The organism is Acinetobacter sp. CIP 51.11 (assembly GCF_000369665.1).
GTDB classification, from domain to species: domain Bacteria; phylum Pseudomonadota; class Gammaproteobacteria; order Pseudomonadales; family Moraxellaceae; genus Acinetobacter; species Acinetobacter lwoffii_S.
This window is the reverse complement of sequence record NZ_KB850129.1, coordinates 1,997,168-2,013,422: the sequence shown is the minus strand read 5'-3', so window position 1 is coordinate 2,013,422 and position 16,255 is coordinate 1,997,168. Positions and strand designations below refer to the sequence as shown.

15 protein-coding genes and 1 pseudogene are annotated in these 16,255 nt (G+C 45.9%); 10 read left to right on the top strand and 6 right to left on the bottom strand.

Going from position 1 to position 16,255, the window contains the following annotated elements; translation table 11 throughout:
• Positions 1-44 precede the first annotated feature (44 nt).
• From F894_RS13370 to F894_RS13350, 5 genes are read left to right on the top strand one after another with little or no spacing between them, the layout of a single operon-like run.
• A complete protein-coding gene (locus tag F894_RS13370) occupies positions 45-863 on the top strand; it encodes an ABC transporter ATP-binding protein (RefSeq protein ID WP_005248231.1) in 819 nt (272 codons plus the stop codon).
• On the top strand, positions 860-1,639 hold the full coding sequence (gene mlaE / locus F894_RS13365; RefSeq protein ID WP_005248230.1) for a lipid asymmetry maintenance ABC transporter permease subunit MlaE: 780 nt from the start codon (positions 860-862) through the stop codon (positions 1,637-1,639). Before F894_RS13370 ends, mlaE begins: the two co-directional genes overlap by 4 nt.
• Positions 1,639-2,316 carry an outer membrane lipid asymmetry maintenance protein MlaD gene (locus F894_RS13360; protein WP_005248229.1) on the top strand — a complete coding sequence of 226 codons (678 nt, stop codon included), beginning with the start codon at positions 1,639-1,641 and terminating at the stop codon, positions 2,314-2,316. Before mlaE ends, F894_RS13360 begins: the two co-directional genes overlap by 1 nt.
• An 18-nt stretch (positions 2,317-2,334) precedes the next feature.
• A complete protein-coding gene (locus F894_RS13355; RefSeq protein WP_004281529.1) occupies positions 2,335-2,973 on the top strand; it encodes an MlaC/ttg2D family ABC transporter substrate-binding protein in 639 nt (212 codons plus the stop codon).
• 15 nt (positions 2,974-2,988) lie between these two features.
• Entirely contained in the window at positions 2,989-3,279 is a 291-nt protein-coding gene (locus F894_RS13350; RefSeq protein WP_005248227.1) for an STAS domain-containing protein, read from the top strand.
• A 246-nt stretch (positions 3,280-3,525) separates the two neighbouring features.
• Here F894_RS13350 and F894_RS13345 read toward each other — a convergent pair whose 3' ends face one another.
• Positions 3,526-4,539, bottom strand: coding sequence for a CorA family divalent cation transporter (locus F894_RS13345; protein WP_005248226.1), 1,014 nt, complete (start codon positions 4,537-4,539; stop codon positions 3,526-3,528).
• Positions 4,540-4,691: 152 nt separating this feature from the next.
• Between F894_RS13345 and F894_RS13340 the strand changes: the two genes are divergently transcribed.
• Both F894_RS13340 and F894_RS13335 read left to right on the top strand, forming a co-directional pair.
• Positions 4,692-5,282: an LOG family protein gene (locus F894_RS13340; protein ID WP_004732303.1), complete on the top strand. Its 591-nt coding sequence runs from the start codon at positions 4,692-4,694 to the stop codon at positions 5,280-5,282.
• 30 nt (positions 5,283-5,312) lie between these two features.
• Positions 5,313-5,714 (top strand): NUDIX hydrolase, encoded by a 402-nt coding sequence (locus F894_RS13335; protein ID WP_005248224.1) that lies wholly within the window; start codon positions 5,313-5,315, stop codon positions 5,712-5,714.
• A 4-nt stretch (positions 5,715-5,718) separates the two neighbouring features.
• Here the strand turns inward: F894_RS13335 and F894_RS13330 are convergent, their stop codons facing one another.
• Both F894_RS13330 and recG read right to left on the bottom strand, forming a co-directional pair.
• Positions 5,719-6,354 carry a ComF family protein gene (locus tag F894_RS13330; protein ID WP_005248222.1) on the bottom strand — a complete coding sequence of 212 codons (636 nt, stop codon included), beginning with the start codon at positions 6,352-6,354 and terminating at the stop codon, positions 5,719-5,721.
• Positions 6,341-8,386 carry an ATP-dependent DNA helicase RecG gene (recG, locus tag F894_RS13325; protein WP_005248220.1) on the bottom strand — a complete coding sequence of 682 codons (2,046 nt, stop codon included), beginning with the start codon at positions 8,384-8,386 and terminating at the stop codon, positions 6,341-6,343. Before recG ends, F894_RS13330 begins: the two co-directional genes overlap by 14 nt.
• A gap of 33 nt (positions 8,387-8,419) precedes the next feature.
• On the opposite strand from recG, the gene F894_RS13320 reads away from it, so the two are divergent.
• Positions 8,420-9,223, top strand: coding sequence for an NAD(P)H-binding protein (locus F894_RS13320; protein WP_005248216.1), 804 nt, complete (start codon positions 8,420-8,422; stop codon positions 9,221-9,223).
• A gap of 191 nt (positions 9,224-9,414) precedes the next feature.
• Here the strand turns inward: F894_RS13320 and plsB are convergent, their stop codons facing one another.
• A complete protein-coding gene (plsB, locus tag F894_RS13315) occupies positions 9,415-11,982 on the bottom strand; it encodes a glycerol-3-phosphate 1-O-acyltransferase PlsB (protein ID WP_005248215.1) in 2,568 nt (855 codons plus the stop codon).
• A gap of 283 nt (positions 11,983-12,265) precedes the next feature.
• Here plsB and F894_RS13310 point away from each other — a divergent pair, with 283 nt between their 5' ends.
• Together F894_RS13310 and F894_RS13305 are read left to right on the top strand one after the other, a co-directional pair.
• Entirely contained in the window at positions 12,266-13,138 is an 873-nt protein-coding gene (locus tag F894_RS13310) for an acyl-CoA thioesterase (RefSeq protein WP_004645045.1), read from the top strand.
• 174 nt (positions 13,139-13,312) lie between these two features.
• Positions 13,313-14,560 carry a dicarboxylate/amino acid:cation symporter gene (locus F894_RS13305; RefSeq protein ID WP_034438519.1) on the top strand — a complete coding sequence of 416 codons (1,248 nt, stop codon included), beginning with the start codon at positions 13,313-13,315 and terminating at the stop codon, positions 14,558-14,560.
• 277 nt (positions 14,561-14,837) lie between these two features.
• Here F894_RS13305 and yihA read toward each other — a convergent pair.
• Both yihA and F894_RS13295 read right to left on the bottom strand, forming a co-directional pair.
• Positions 14,838-15,614 (bottom strand): annotated as a pseudogene (gene yihA / locus F894_RS13300) (ribosome biogenesis GTP-binding protein YihA/YsxC); the annotation flags it as partial.
• A gap of 105 nt (positions 15,615-15,719) precedes the next feature.
• On the bottom strand, positions 15,720-16,160 hold the full coding sequence (locus tag F894_RS13295; RefSeq protein ID WP_034438369.1) for an RrF2 family transcriptional regulator: 441 nt from the start codon (positions 16,158-16,160) through the stop codon (positions 15,720-15,722).
• Between the last annotated feature and the right edge of the window lie 95 nt (positions 16,161-16,255).

Here is a 16,255-nt window from a genome sequence, read left to right as displayed (position 1 = left end):
CTTTATAGTATGCATGCTGAAAAAATGCAGGAATAAACTCAGCTATGAAAAATCAAACAGCGCGAGATACTCAGTCTCTGATTGAAGTCAAGAATTTGAGCTTCAAGCGGGGTGAGCGCGTGATTTATGACGACGTGAGTTTAACTATTCGTCGTGGACAGATTACCGCCATCATGGGGCCATCGGGAACCGGTAAAACCACCTTATTAAGACTGATTGGTGGACAGCTGACGCCCGAACATGGTCAGGTCTTATTGGATGGCAAAGATATTGCCTCGATGTCACGTTCCGAACTTTTTTCAGCACGTGCACGTATGGGCATGCTGTTTCAGAGCGGTGCTTTGTTTACCGATATGAGCGTGTATGAAAATGTCGCATTTCCGATTCGGGCACATACCAAACTGCCAGAACATCTGATTAAGGAAATCGTGGCACTGAAACTGGAATCGGTCGGTTTACGTGGTGCAGAGCAGATGATGCCATCCGAGTTATCTGGTGGTATGAACCGACGCGTGGCTCTGGCCCGGGCGATTGCGCTAGATCCTGAGCTGATCATGTACGATGAACCCTTTGCCGGACAAGATCCGATTGTGATGGGGGTATTGACCCGTTTAATCCGCTCTTTGCGCGAAGCACTGGACTTGACCACGATTATTGTTTCGCATGATGTTGCAGAGACTTTATCGATTGCGGACTACATCTATGTGGTCGCAGAAGGCAAAATTCAGGGCGAGGGCACACCGACAGAGCTAAAAGCGCATCCGTCTGCCTTTGTACAGCAATTCTTGACCGGTTCTGTCGAAGGTCCAGTGGATTATCAGTTTAGTCATCGGGCTTATTTAAGTGATGAGGTACGTTCATGAATGCAATTGCCGCATTAGGTAGACGCGTTATTGAACGTGTACAGGGCATTGGGGTCGCCACCCTGATGCTGTTGCAGATTTTATTTTCAATGCCGACCTGGCTTGGAGTAAAACTGTTTGTGTATCAGATGTATCGGGTCGGGGTCTTGTCCCTGCTGATTATTGTGGTGTCTGGCCTGTTTATTGGTGCTGTACTTGGCTTGCAGATGTTCAGTATTCTGTCGACTTTTGGCAGTGAATCCATGCTTGGCACAGCAGTTGCGCTGACCTTGCTCCGTGAACTGGCACCTGTGGTCGCCGCTTTGCTGTTTGCAGGACGTGCCGGTTCGGCCTTGACCGCAGAAATTGGTCTGATGAAAGCCACTGAACAGTTGTCCAGTATGGAAATGATCGGTGTAGATCCTTTAAAACGGGTGATTTCACCGCGTCTCTGGGCGGGGATTTTCAGCTTGCCCATGCTCTCGGTCATCTTCGCCGCAGTCGGTATTATGGGCGGTAAAATGGTCGGTGTCGATTTTCTGGGTGCCGATGAGGGTGCGTATTGGAGCGGCATGGAAAGCAGTGTGCAATTTTATAAAGATGTCTTGAATGGCACTATTATTAAAAGTTTTGTATTCGCATTAATTTGTACCTGGATTGCGGTATATCAAGGCTATGCCTGTGTACCAACATCGGAAGGTATTGCAACTTCTACAACCCGTACAGTCGTATATTCTTCACTGTGCGTTTTAGGCTTTGATTTTGTGTTGACTGCGGTCATGTTCGGAGGTGTTTAATGAAATCACGTACTAGTGAGCTGGCCGTTGGTGTTTTTGTTATTTTGTTCGGGATTGCCCTGTTCTTTTTGGCGATGCGTGTCAGTGGACTGGTGGGAAGCAATATTTCCGACAGCTATAAAATGACGGCAACGTTTGAAAATGTAAATGGCATCAAGCCACGTGCCAAAGTCGCTTTAAGTGGCGTGAAAGTAGGACAGGTCGATGACATTACCTTAGATCCTGTAACGCGTCTGGCAACCGTGCATATGACCCTGGATGGCTCATTGACCTCTTTTAATACTGAACAATTAAAACAAGTTCAGCAGGAAGCACTGGAAGAGTTACGTTATAGTTCGGACTATACTGCGGCTGCACCTGCGCAACAAAAAGACATGGAAAAACAACTGTTAGATAACATGAAATCCATCACCAATATTGATGAAGATGCTTATATTATGGTAGCGACCAATGGGTTGTTGGGTGAAAAATACCTGAAAATTATTCCAGGTGGTGGTCTGAACTATTTGAAACGCGGTGATCAGATTGCCAATACCCAAGGCACCATGGAAATTGAAGATTTAGTGACGAAGTTCATTACTGGCGGTGCCGGTAAATCGTCGGATAGTCAAGAAACTGCCCCAGAACAGGCGACAGTTTCAGAATCGACTGATGCAGAACCTGCATTTGTTGAATAATAGATTGAGGAGATTTCAGTGAAGACTTTAGTAAAACAAACGCTTGCAGCAAGCATTCTTTCAACAATGGTTGCTGGTACAGTGTTTGCTGCACCGTCTGAAGCGCCACCTGCTTTTATTAAAAAAGTGGCAGATGGTTTGATTGAGCGCCTCAAAGCTGATAACGCAAAATTGCAGAACAATCCAGCGCTGGTCAAAGCGATTGTCCGCCAGAATCTGGATCCATACATTGATTCACAGTCTTTCACGCGTATTGTGATGGGGACTTATGCGACGAACCAGTATAGTACTGCTGCACAGCGCGCGCAGTTTGAAAAGAATTTCCGTGAAACGCTCATTGAAAATTATGGTTCTGCATTTTCCAAGTTCAGCAATCAGACCTATAGCGTGCGTCCGTACAAGGCCAGCAACAGCAAAAATCCTGTTGTAACCATCGACTTTAATAATAAAGGCGAGAAAATTCCAGTGGCGTTCCAGCTGGTGGACAAAGGTTCACAATGGAAAATACGCAACATCAACGTATCGGGTATCGATCTAGGTTTGCAATTCCGTAACCAGTTTGCTGCGACAGTCAAACGTAATGGCGGTAATATAGATAAAGCCATTGCTAACTTCAAACCGGATGCAGAAGCTGCAATCGACAAGAACAAGAAATAATCAGATAGGTGAGCCGTGATTGTATTCAAGGATCAGGAATTGCAGGTTTCAGGCAAGATTGACTATACCAATGCGCAGGACTATTACCTAAATGGTCTGCGTGTGGTTCAGTCACAGAGCAAGTTTCCGCTTGTGGTTAATCTAGCTGGGCTTGAAAGTGGTAGTACTTTGGCTTTGGCAGTATTGGTGCGCTGGTTGCGCCAGACGCCTCAAGCGCAAGGACTACAGTTTAAAGCTGTCCCTGCTAAAATGATGAATATCATTCAGGCCTGTCATTTACAGGATGATTTACAGATCATTCAGTAAATAAAAAAAGCACCGAAAGGTGCTTTTTTTTTATTGTTGACACATTTTAAAAGTAAAGTCCTTCCTTTATCAAAAGGACGTTAGGAAGGATTAAAATATGACCTCACCCTAACCCTCTCCTAAAAGGAGAGGGAACTTCCTCTCTAACTTTATGGATAGAAATGATGATTTTTAAAAACTACTATCTCAATAAATATTGGAAGTCCTCTCTCCTTATGGGAGAGAGTTAGAGAGAGGGTGAAGAAATTAAATCCACTTCTTCCATCTAAAGTAAATCAATGGCCCAATTAAAAAGCCGATCAAAATGATACTGACCATAATGAAGCTCATGGTGCCTTGTGCAAAAGGCAGAACTTCGGTATTCATCCCATAAATACTGGCGATCAGCATCGGCGGTGCAAGCATACTTGGCAGGATCGAGAATCGACGAATCGTATCGTTCTGTTCCGTGTTAATGAATCCGGACGTGGTATCGAGCAGGAAGCGCACTTTCTGAAACAGGAAGGCATCATGTTCAACCAGCGAGCGCACATCTTCACTGAGTTCTCGGATATCCGCATCATAAATATGACTGCCCAAGGCGCGTGGACGAGACAGGAAAGTCAGAACACGACGTAAATCGATCAGACAGAGTTGCGCTTTACCGAGCATATCTTCCAGTTGAGCCAGACGGGTAATCATGTCATCCAGATCGAGAATCTGCTCGCGATGGCGATTATTCAACACTTCAGTTGAATATTTCTCTAAATCTTTATGTACATCTTCCAGAATATCGGCCAGCTCATCCAGTTTGGCTTCGAGCAGGCCCAATAAAATCCAGGTTGGATCTTTATAATCGATTTCATAATCATTACGGCGCGCACGGGCACGGAAGGCACGAAAGGCCACCAGTTTTTCGCCACGCAAGGTAAAAAGACGGTCCTTATGCAGAATGAATGCTACGGTTTGTACCGTCGCCAGCATGCTGGATTCATCTTCGTTTTCATTCTCGACCTGATAGTTTTTATTTTTGGTTAAAAAATAGGTGCTGATATGCAAAATACCGTCATCATCACGGTAAAATCGAGCACTAGAGGAGATATCTTCCAGCGATTTTAAGGTCGGTAAGTTTTGCGCATAGGCATCTAGAATCCATTGCTGCTCTTCTTGTGAAGGTGCAATCAGATCAAGCCATACTAAATCTGGATGCAGGTCGAAATCACCGTTAATCGTGATATCTTCTAAGCTACCGCGCTCTGTGGCGTAAAAGGCTTCAAGCATGCTGTCTTTTCTCCCTGGCGCAGTATGTGAATTGGAATGGGTGTATTTTAGACAAGGAATTGAATAAAAACACTGATATTAAGCAGTTATTTTTGGAAAAAACGCGCTTGCAGCGATTTTGTACAATATAGCGTCAATTGGAGAGTGAAATGATGAATTCTATCGCAATTTTTTGTGGTTCAGCACTGGGCTCGGATCCTCTCTATGCCCAGATCGCCGAAAAGGTTGGCCAGACCTTGGCAGCAAGGCATCAGACGCTGGTCTATGGCGGTGGTCGTTCTGGCTTGATGGGGATTATCGCTGATAGTGCTTTGGCTGCTGGTGGCAAGGTGATTGGTGTAATTCCAAGACAGCTGGTCAATCGTGAACTGGCGCATCCGCATATTACCGAGCTATTTGTGGTCGATAATATGCACGAACGTAAAACCCGCATGTCGGAACTGGCACAGGGATTTATTGCCATTCCGGGTGGTGCAGGAACGTTGGAAGAAATTTTTGAACAATGGACCTGGGCACAGTTGGGAATTCATAAAAAGCCTTGTGCTTTTTTAAATGTAGATGGTTTCTATGATGATTTACTCAAATTTATCCATATGACGACCGAGAAAGGTTTTACCAAAGCGCGCTTTAGCGATGCTTTAATTGTGAGTGATAATCTGGATGATATTTTACGCCAGTTTGAAAGTTATCAGCCACCTGAAGCGAAATGGGGTATGGTCGATCAGACCGATCTTGTAAAATAAACTGTCCACAGCATGATTTGTAGAAAATAAATGAAAGTGATTACGGTGGCTGCGGCCATTATTTTAAATGAAGCGCAACAACTGCTGGTGGTTCGCAAAAAAGGGACATCCTGCTTTATGCAGGTCGGTGGCAAGCTGGAGCCAAATGAAGCACCAGAAGCAACGATGTTGCGTGAAATTCAGGAAGAAATTGGTACAAAGGCACAGATTCAGCAATTCATTGGGCGTTTTGAAACCCAGACGGCGAATGAACCTGATCATCAATTGGTGAGTTATGTCTATTGGGTAAGTCTGGATCAGGCACCGAAAATTGAAGCTGAAATCGCTGAAATGAAATGGGTCGATCTGGATGAAAAAGAGGTGCTGCTGGCACCTTTGACGACTGAAATTGTGATTCCATGGGTCAAGTCTCATTTACTTGCCCAAGCTTAAATTTTCAGATTTGTGCGCCCGCCAGGCAGGCTGCATAAATTTTTTGACAACCCAATTGTTCAAGTGTTTGGCTCAGTGCCCGAATCGAACTGCCAGTCGTGACGACATCATCAATAATCAGCACCCGACGATACCGTAGCTTGGAAATAGTGCTGATCTGGAATTGTGACTGGATGTCTTCAATCCGCTCCAGCCGGCTTAGACCTTTCTGTGAATGTTGTTTTAGTCGGGTAATCGGTTGCCAGATGGGTACATTCAGCTGTTTCGCCACATGTTTGGCCAGCACCAGAGATTGATTATAACCGCGCTCGGCCAGACGCTCATTCGAGATCGGCATCGGTACTATCGCACTGACTTTAGGCAGGTCTAAACTTAACAGCACACCTGCCAGTAAATTTTGCAAATGCAGTTTCTGTTCATATTTAAACAGTTGAATCAAACGATCCATCGGGTAGGCATAGTCGCAGGCAATCTGGAACTGCATTTCCTGCCGTTGAATGGTTTGATGTGCCCAGGGTAATTGTCGCCAGCAATCTTCACAGACTGAATGAATGGACTGATGGTCCGTCAGACAGAGCTGACAGGGCTGCAAGCGGGTCAGCCAGGATTTTCCATGTTGCAGTAATTTAAACATAGGCATAGCGCGGTGCTTCCGGTAGCCAGCGTTGCAATAATGCTTCGGCTTGATCAGGATAATCCTTGAGCATCTGCTGGGCCACATAATGTGCCTGATTGAGCAGGTGATCATCACGTTCCAGTTTGGCCACACGGAAATTCATGTCGCCAGTCTGTTTGGTCCCGAGCAGCTCACCCGGGCCACGTAACTCCAGATCTTTCTCGGCAATCATAAAACCATCATTGGTTTCGCGCATGATTCTTAAACGTTCCTGACCATTTTGCGAAAGTGGATGCTTATACAGCAGGGCACAGAAGCTGGCTTTGGCGCCACGACCGACCCGGCCACGTAGCTGATGCAATTGAGATAGACCCAGACGCTCGGCATTTTCAATCACCATAATGGAGGCATTGGGTACATCCACCCCGACTTCGATCACGGTGGTGGCAATCAGGAGCTGTAATTCATTATTTTTAAACTGCTGCATTACCGCCTGTTTTTCATCGGCTTTCATCTTGCCATGTACCAGTCCGATATTCAGCGCAGGAAAGCGCTCGCGAATTTCGGCAAAGGTCGCTTCTGCGGCCTGAGCATCCAGGGTTTCGGACTGTTCTACCAGTGTACACACCCAATATGCCTGCTTACCTTCAGCACAGTTGCTGGCAATCCGTTGCAAGACTTCTTCGCGTCGATCTAATGGAATGGTCACGGTCTGAATCGGGGTACGGCCCGGCGGCAGCTCGTCAATCACCGAGGTATCCAGATCACCATAGGCAGACATGGCCAGTGTGCGGGGAATCGGAGTCGCAGTCATCACCAGTTGATGCGGAGACATACCATCTAGCCCTTTATTTCTGAGTGCAAGGCGCTGATCCACACCAAAGCGGTGCTGTTCATCAATAATCACCAGACCCAGTTTGGCAAACTCGACATTTTCCTGAAACAGGGCATGCGTTCCGATCAACAGATGGGCGCTGCCATCCCGAATCACCTGTTCCGCTGCGGCGCGAGCTTTACCTTTTTGCTTGCCGGAAAGCCAGGCCACATTTAAGCCCAAAGGCTCAAACCAGCGTTTAAAATTCAGATAATGCTGCTCGGCCAGAATCTCGGTCGGTGCCATCAATGCAACTTGCCAGCCTTCTTCCAGTGCATGGCAAGCTGCGACACCAGCCACCAGGGTTTTACCCGCGCCGACATCGCCTTGCACCAGACGCAACATCGGTTTATTGCTTTTTAAATCCTGCACGATTTCTCTGGATACACGTTTTTGCGCACCGGTCATTTCAAAAGCCAGACTGGCTAAGAGCTGTTTGGCATAGGTTTTACTGGGCGTAAATGAAGGCGCTTCGACTTGCTGAATAAAGGCCCGACGTGTCAATAAACTGATCTGATGCGCTACCAGCTCTTCAAAGATCAGACGCTGCTGTGCAGGATGTGAGCCTTGTGCCAGCTGCAGCATATTGGCGTTGACAGGCGGGTGATGGATATATTCCAGCGCCTGTTTCAGCGCATAACCGTTACTAAATTTTGCTGGTAGCAATTCAGGCAGATGATCGCTGTATTGAGCCAAGGCCTGCTGAATATAGGCCCGTATTTTTGGCTGGGTCAGGCCTTCAGTCGCAGGGTAAATCGCGGTGAGCTGGGTTTGAGGTAAAGGTGTGTCCTCAGTAATGACTTGCAGTTCGGGATGATACATTTCCAGACCGCGCGCACCGACCCGCACTTCACCAAAAATTCTTAAACGGTTACCCAGTTTGCAGCGGTCGGTAATGCCTTTATAAATATGATAAAAACGTAAAGTGACTTTGCCAAAATCATCATCCAGCAGCACAGCCATGGATTTGCGTTTGCCAGGTGGAAAATCCACACCTTTAACGATGCCTTCCAGCAGATAGCTGCGTCCCACGCTCAATTGATTCATAGGAATGATCGTGCTACGGTCTTCATAGTCACGTGGTAGATGAAAAAGCAAATCATCAGTATTGAAGATATTTAGTTTTTCGAGTAATGCAGCGGCGGCATTGCCAACGCCTTGTAACTGATGGACTGCAGCCATGTCCCCTCAACCAGATTTGTGATTCGGTGCTCAATGCATATTTTATTTATCGGTTATGGTAAAACATCCCGACGTGTGGCTAAACAACTATTTGAGCAAGGTCATCAAATTAGCACAATTAGCCAGAGTCCCAAAACAGATTCATTCGCAACTCATCTGATTCAGGATGTGCATAAACTGGATTTAACAGCAGTTACACCGATTGACTGGGTCTATGTATTACTTAGTCCAAAACAAAGCGCGGTTGAAGGTTATCAGCAGACTTATCTGGATTCGGTTCAACCTATTGTGGCTGCCTTAAAACAGCATCCGGTGAAACGGATTGTAGTGGTTTCATCGACACGAGTGTATGGGCAAAATTCCGGTGGAATCGTAGATGACGAAACAGAAATTCACCCAATTGATGCTCAGGGCAAAATCTTGCAGCAGATGGAGCAGGCTTATTTCACTGCTTATCCTGAGCAATGTACGATCATTCGTCCGAGTGGGATTTATGGAACATCGGTAGAACGCTTACAAAAAATGGCCGCCTCGATGATGAGTTATCCGAATCTGCACTGGTCCAACCGGATTCATATTGAAGATTTATCACGTTTCTTGTCACAGATGATTCACGTTGAACATCCTGAAAATTCTTATATTGCGACCAACAATGATCCAAAATTATTGTATGAAATATTGCAATGGTTTCAACAGCAGATGAGGATTCCTTTGCTTAAAGTTGAGAGCGGGCAGGTGACAGGTAAGAAACTTTATGCGACTCGAATGCAGAAAATGGGATTTGAGTTAGAGCATCCAGATTGTTATGAGGATTATTTGGAGTTGATGGAAAAATAATCTTTAGCCCCTTCTTTTAAAAGAGGAACATTCCTCCTTTTCTCGAAGGGGAGAGGGAGGATTAAATTCCCTCTCCTTTTAGGAGAGGGCTAGGGAGAGGTGGAGAATTTTTTGAACATTTTTCCTCATCTCCCTTGCGAAGCAGTGCTTTTCACCGCGGAGGGAGAAGGAGCTTAGGGGCTTAAATAATCTTACTTCTTTTTCCGCTTCGCACGCTTCTTAGCTTGCTCAGCTGCAACCGCATCCAAAGCTTCTTTCAGTTCTTCATCCGTAAAGTCGGTGATGTGATGCAGCATCTGCAACTTCACTTCATCCAGTACCAGATCCGCATACTGCGCCACATTGGTCAGCTGTTCATCAAAGACAATCGCATTGTCTTCATTGGTACATAGATAACCTTTTTGGGTTAGGACTTTAATAAAGCTCTGGAACAGGGCTTTGTCGAAGAACTCAGGTGAGTTGAACTCGTAAAGCACAGACAGGCGCTGCCCTACCAGATAACTGAGCTCTTCCACCTGACGGGTTGAAATGTTGCCTGAACCGCGTTGGGTAATCAGTGCCAAAGTCATGTAATAACGTTCCAGACTTTGGGTCACGGGTGCAGCCAGAACTTCCAGTTGATGATGCGCTTCAGTATTCGGTGCCGGTGCAACGAGGTTTTCGCCATCTTGTGTAATCAGTTTTGAGGCAATTAAGCTGTCAATATGCGCATTCACCTGATCCTGAATCTCATCTTCATGCCATTTTAAAAACAGTTCAGCTTTGAGGAATGGGTACAGGGTACTGCTGATATTCACGACATCATGACGGCGAATGGTACCGTTATGTTCAACTAGGGCTGCAATCAAAGATGGCAGCACAAAAGTGTGCACAATATTATTACGGAAATACGTCAGCAGAACTGCCTGATTATCTTCAATGGCAATGATATCGCCCAGTACATGCTTGACCCGCTTGATCAGTTTTAGCTTCATTGCATAGGCAATAATTTCCTTGCCAGAAAGCGGCGTCACCTGCATGCGCTCATCATAAGGCAGGGCAGCAAGCAAGGTGCGATAGGTGTCCAGCTGCTTGATACAGATCTCTTCATCCAGCGTATGTTTCGGCGTAGCCAGCAAGATTAAAGACAATAACGATACTGGATTGATCACGACCGCACTGTTGATGTTTTCCAGAATGGCTTGTGCCGAGCTATTCACTGCATCAGAAACCGCTTGTGGAATCGGATCATCATTCTTTTCGATCTTGATATGTTCTGCGCCATGCTGTTTCAGAATATCATCCAGAAACACCGGGTTACCGAAGTTCAGATGTACCTTGCCAAAAATGCGTTCAATCTTGCGCAGGGTTTTCAAAATTCCAAAAATAGACTCGGCTTCTTTCGGCTTGCCACTCATCTCACCGACATAAGTGCCACCTTCCATCAGGCGCTCATAGCCGATATAGGTCGGCAAAAATACGATCGGCTTAGATTTGCCACGTAAATGACCATGCACGGTCATTGCCAGCATCCCGGTTTTTGGCGGAAGCAAACGACCGGTACGTGAACGGCCACCTTCAATAAAGTATTCCAGCGGGGTATTACGTGACAGGACGCTATACAGATATTCTTTAAACACTGTGGTATAGAGCGCATTGCCGCGGAAGGTACGGCGAATAAAGAAGGCACCACCACCGCGTAAAATCTGACCGACAAAAGGCATATTCAGGTTATCGCCCGCAGCGATATACGGCACCATCAAGCCACGACGATAGATCACATAAGACAATAACAAATAGTCGATGTGACTACGGTGACATGGGGTATAGACAATTTCATAATCCTTGGCCAGTTCACGCACGGTACTGAAATTATGCACTTCCACACCATCATAAAGCTGGGTCCATAAGCGGGTCAGGGCCTTGTCGGCAAAACGTACGGTAGAATGAGAATAATCGGAAACGATTTCGTTCAGATAACCAATCGCACGACGTTCAGATTCCAGCATCGAGATTTTGCTACGAATACTGTCATTGCGAATCGCTGCCTGTACATCTGGTGACTTGATCAGGCCATGCATGACATTACGGCGGTCGGACAGATCCGGCCCGAGAATGACTTCGCGCTGACCATCCAGGTAATCATTTAAAGTGCTAACAATATAGGTGGCCGGCGCTGAATTTGGATACGTCTCTTTAGCAAAGTTAATCAAGGTGCGTAAAGACTGCGATTCATGGAACTCTAAATAAGACTGGCGACCATGCAGGCCGATATTGACCAGTTGTTTGACCCGGCTTGGCGTAGACCAGGTATCGGTAAATAGCAGTTTAAACCAAGAATCTTCTTTCTCGGGTTCGCGTCCCCAAAGTACTGTTACCGGTACCAGTTCGACATCCAGCTCAGGATGCTGTTCCAGAATTTCAATCAGGCGTAACAGGCGCGGCGGGAAAGCATGGGGTGGTGAGCTCAGCAAATTATTTTCATCATGATGCTGTAAAAACAGTACCGATGCTTTTTCCTTGTTGTTTCCGAGTTGCATTGGATCAAGTGCAGCCGGTAATTTTAAGCGGCGTGTTTCTGCATCGACCACGAGCGCATTACTACGTGAATGGTTCTGTAAAACGTAGCAGACCAGCTTTTGCGATTCTGCTGTAGTCTGATCAGATTCAGGTGCTGTCACTTCACTTGGTACTTCCCCAAGGACATGAGGGGTAACCACAAGATCAAGTAACTTACTTGAAAGCTTGCGATACATTTGACCAAAGCCATTCTTGGACATAGCTGCTCCTAATTTTACTGACCAAAACCACAGGACTTCTGAGGGAATTTATTTTGCGGGTTTCTAAAGCGAAACAATATATCTTTTTTTAACAACTTCAACAGAAGTGCTTCAATTTTAGCGTGAAAGCAGGTGCTTTTCCTAGTCACTTATGACATCAGTATGACAGAACAGTCATGCAAACTTTAGAGTTTCGTTCTGATTTTGTGGCAGAATATTCCAGATCAATTATTTAGATCCTTTTTTCCATTTTGGGATATCTCCAATATTAGATAGGTTGCTTATGAATGCCTTAACACAGGAACTGGTCGAGCTGCTCAGCTTAGAAAAGTTAGAAGAAAACATTTTCCGGGGAATCAGCCGGAATCTGGTGGGCAAGCGCGTGTTCGGTGGGCAGGTTTTAGGGCAGGCACTACGCGCCGCGTCTTATACCACAGACCGTCCAGCACATTCATTACATGCCTATTTTCTGTTTGGCGGGGATGTCAATGCACCGATTATTTATGAAGTGGATCGTATCCGTGACGGCAAGAGCTTTGTCAGCCGTCAGGTGCGCGCTATTCAGCATGGCCGTACCATTTTCATGTGTATGGTGTCTTTCGCGCATCAGGAAGAGGGCCTGAATTACCAGATTTCAGAGCCTGAATATCCACCGGCAGAAAGCCTGAAAAATGAAGCAGAGCTGATCAAGCAGATTATTGAGTTTATTCCGGAAAATGTTCGTGCATCTTTCACTCGTGATCGTCATGTGGAAATTCGTCCGGTCAATCCGCAAAATCCATTCCAGCCTCAACCTGAAGCACCGTCTTATGCGCACTATATCCGTACGCATGACCGTATTGCTGCAGAAGTCGATCAGATCTCCTTGCATCAGGCCATTGCTGCTTTCTATTCTGACTTTACCTTGATGACCACGGCGCTTCGTCCACATGGTCTGAGTTATATTTCGCCAAGCTTACAATGTGCCAGTATTGACCATGCCATGTACTTCCATAAACCATTCCGTGCGGATGAATGGATGCTTTACGATATGGATGCCACCCAGAGCGCCAGTTCGCGTGGCCTGAATTTTGGCCGGATGTGGCAGAACGGTGAGCTGGTCTGCAGTACCTCTCAGGAAGGCTTGATCCGTTTACGTGAAATCGAAACACAGTAATTTTTCTTCCTGCTCAAAAAGTCGAATCCCTGATTCGGCTTTTTGTTTTTAAGCCGGATGAAAATGGCCATTTGATATCATGTCCTCACGCCGCGTTTATAAAATATTACTCGATTCTGTAGAATTCGCATGGCATAGTGCGGCTTAAGATCAATATTAAAAATGCATGAAAAGATGAGCTTAAATACGCAAATTCTAATTGCCGCCGTATTGGGGGTGCTGTTTGGATTTCTATTGACGATATTTCCGCAGACCTCATTTTTTGATGTCAGCTTATATGGCATCGGTATCGTCAGCAGCATTTTTATTGGCTTGTTAAAAATGCTGTTAGTGCCGCTGATTTTTAGCTCGATCGTGGTCGGCGTATCCAATCTGCAGGCGGGTGGGCAGCTAAGCCGCACCTGGAAAATCACCCTGATGTGCTGTGTGACCACCACCACCTTGGCGCTCATTTTAGGTCTGGCGTGTGCGCATTTGTTTGATGTCGGTAAGGGTGTTGATGTGCTGATGTTCCAGGATGCCATGGCGCAACATCAAACGCCAGATACCCTGACACCTTCATCTTTCTTTACCAATTTTATTCAGAATACCCTGATCAATCCGTTTAAAGCTTTTGCCGATGGCAATGTCTTGGCGGTGGTAGTCTTTGCCTTATTTGTGGGTGTAGCACTAGTCGCAGGTGGAGATAAATTCCGTACTGTGCGCAAGCTGAGTCACCAGTTTTTTGAAATCATGATGTTGATGATTGGCTGGGTGATGAAACTGGCACCGCTCGGTATTTTTGCCTTATTGGCTAAATTAATTGCCACTGAAGATGTTTCAGTTCTCAGTCGTCTGGCTGAATTCGCTGCGGTGGTTACCGGCACGACGATTTTTCATGGCATCGTGGTTTTGCCTTTATTGCTGTGGATTTTCGGCAAGATGGATCCGGTCACGTTCTTTAAAGGCACACGTGCTGCCTTGATTACTGCCTTTGCCACCAGTTCCAGTTCGGCCACCATGCCCTTGTCGATGAAATGCGCGCAGGAAAATTTAGGGGTACGTCCACATACTGCAGGCTTTGTGATTCCACTTGGTACACAGTTGAATATGGATGGTACGGCGCTGTATGAAGCAGCTGCAGCTCTGTTTATTGCCAATTTAATGGGGCTGGATCTGAGTCTGGGGCAGCAACTGGTGGTCTGTGCAACTGCGATGATTGCATCCTTAGGTGCACCGGGAATTCCGAGTGCCGGTATGGTGACCATGATTATGGTCTTGCAATCGGTTGGTTTACCTGCCGAGGCGATTGCCATTCTTTTACCGATCGACCGTTTACTGGATACCGTACGTACAGTGGTGAATGTTCAGGGAGATATGATGATCAGCGTGGTGGTGGACCGGCATACGCGTGAACCCGATCTTCAAGCTACAGATAGCTAAAACATTTAAAAAAATAAAAAAAAGCAGGTATTTGACCTGCTTTTTTATTTGTACGTTGAGTTTTAATAAATCAAGAATGATCACAGATCATTTAGGTGATATGGTCTTAATCCGCTGAACGCTTATTCTGATTTAGCTCATCTGCCGCTTTAAGCTCGGATTGATCCTGCTCAAGCAATTCCAGCGGTTCTTCAGCTTCATTTAAATCATGAGTCGATACTTCAGCATGCTCAGAATCAGTTTCACTAAGCTCGAGCTCTTCAAGCGGTTCATCAGATTCATTCAAATCATGCGCTGATGCTTCCGGAATGCTGTCCAGATCATATTCAGATGCTTGATCTAAGGTAAAGTTCAAACGGCCACCCATGACGCTGGCCAGTTCTTCTAAACCTTGTTTGTTCATGGAGGAAAACAGTTGAATCGAGAAATCCAGCTTCATCTTTTTCAATGCCGCTTTGACTTCCTGCAAGGCTTTGGATGCAGGACCACGGTTTAGTTTGTCTGACTTGGTTAACAAGACATGCACGAACAACTGGCGGGAATAAGCCCATTCCAGCATCATCACATCAAAGTGTTGCAGTGGATGGCGGATATCCATCAGCAATACCAGGCCTTGTAAGCTCTGGCGGTGAATCAGGTAATTTTCCAGTTCTTTTTGCCAGACCAGTTTCATTTTTTCAGGCACAGCCGCATAACCATAACCGGGTAAGTCGACCAGACGCTGATCCGGATTGCCCAGGCTGAAAAAGTTGATCATCTGGGTACGGCCAGGTTTTTTCGATGCACGTGCCAACTGTTTCTGGTTGGTCAAGGCATTAATCGCACTGGACTTACCCGCATTTGAGCGGCCGGCAAAAGCAATTTCATAGCCAGTATCTTCTACACAAAGACTGAGTTTGGGTGCACTCATTAAAAATTCGGCTTTGCGTAGCCAGTTGAGTGCGCGCACAGAATATTCAGTAATGGCAGAATCAACTTTTTTCTCGTAGCTGATCTTTTGCTTAGGCGCATGGGCTGTCTTACTGTTTTTGGATTTTCCTCTGCTGTGGTGCATAACTCAACTTCAATAAATGATCTACAATGAAACATTATAAAGGAAGTCGCACAGGCAAGCGAACTTTGCCGCAAGAATAAGTCACAAGACATGACCCTGAAGACTTTAAAGATTAATCAGGCTGATCGGAGAATTTGTACTGAAACGCGCATTTCGTGGCCTAATCACATCTTTAAGCACATATTGGTCCAGACTGCTATAAAACTGTTCGACAGCATCATCTAAAATGCCTTTTAAACCACAGGTCGGACGTAATACGCAGGGTGGGCTATTGCATTCCACTACATTGCTGTCGCGTTGCAGGATCCGCACAATCTGTCCCAGTTGAAGGTTCAGGCTTGCCGGATTTAAACGTATGCCGCCACCTTTGCCACGTGTGGTGATCAGCCAGTCCTGTTTCGCCATAAAATGCACGATTTTCATGGCATGATTCTGTGAAACCTGCAAGCGCTCGGCAAGTTCTGCAATGGTATAAGGGAGATCACGTGGCTGTGCGACATACATCAGGATCCGAAGCGCATAGTCAGTGAATTTATTGAATTGCATAAGGTCAACAGCGAGAAAATGAAAGAATTGAATGTTAAAAGCTCCACGAATGGAGCTTTTAATCAGAATCTGATGCTAGTCTAAACCGTTTTGGT

What these genes read in the sequence shown, in the direction of transcription:
- F894_RS13340 (WP_004732303.1), top strand. Translation starts at nt 4,692, where the DNA reads ATGAATTCTATCGCAATTTTTTGTGGTTCAGCACTGGGCTCGGATCCT.
- recG (WP_005248220.1), bottom strand. Translation starts at nt 8,386, where the DNA reads ATGGCTGCAGTCCATCAGTTACAAGGCGTTGGCAATGCCGCCGCTGCA.
- F894_RS13330 (WP_005248222.1), bottom strand. Translation starts at nt 6,354, where the DNA reads ATGCCTATGTTTAAATTACTGCAACATGGAAAATCCTGGCTGACCCGC.
- F894_RS13335 (WP_005248224.1), top strand. Translation starts at nt 5,313, where the DNA reads ATGAAAGTGATTACGGTGGCTGCGGCCATTATTTTAAATGAAGCGCAA.
- F894_RS13345 (WP_005248226.1), bottom strand. Translation starts at nt 4,539, where the DNA reads ATGCTTGAAGCCTTTTACGCCACAGAGCGCGGTAGCTTAGAAGATATC.
- F894_RS13305 (WP_034438519.1), top strand. Translation starts at nt 13,313, where the DNA reads ATGAGCTTAAATACGCAAATTCTAATTGCCGCCGTATTGGGGGTGCTG.
- F894_RS13320 (WP_005248216.1), top strand. Translation starts at nt 8,420, where the DNA reads ATGCATATTTTATTTATCGGTTATGGTAAAACATCCCGACGTGTGGCT.
- F894_RS13310 (WP_004645045.1), top strand. Translation starts at nt 12,266, where the DNA reads ATGAATGCCTTAACACAGGAACTGGTCGAGCTGCTCAGCTTAGAAAAG.
- F894_RS13370 (WP_005248231.1), top strand. Translation starts at nt 45, where the DNA reads ATGAAAAATCAAACAGCGCGAGATACTCAGTCTCTGATTGAAGTCAAG.
- F894_RS13295 (WP_034438369.1), bottom strand. Translation starts at nt 16,160, where the DNA reads ATGCAATTCAATAAATTCACTGACTATGCGCTTCGGATCCTGATGTAT.
- F894_RS13360 (WP_005248229.1), top strand. Translation starts at nt 1,639, where the DNA reads ATGAAATCACGTACTAGTGAGCTGGCCGTTGGTGTTTTTGTTATTTTG.
- mlaE (WP_005248230.1), top strand. Translation starts at nt 860, where the DNA reads ATGAATGCAATTGCCGCATTAGGTAGACGCGTTATTGAACGTGTACAG.
- plsB (WP_005248215.1), bottom strand. Translation starts at nt 11,982, where the DNA reads ATGTCCAAGAATGGCTTTGGTCAAATGTATCGCAAGCTTTCAAGTAAG.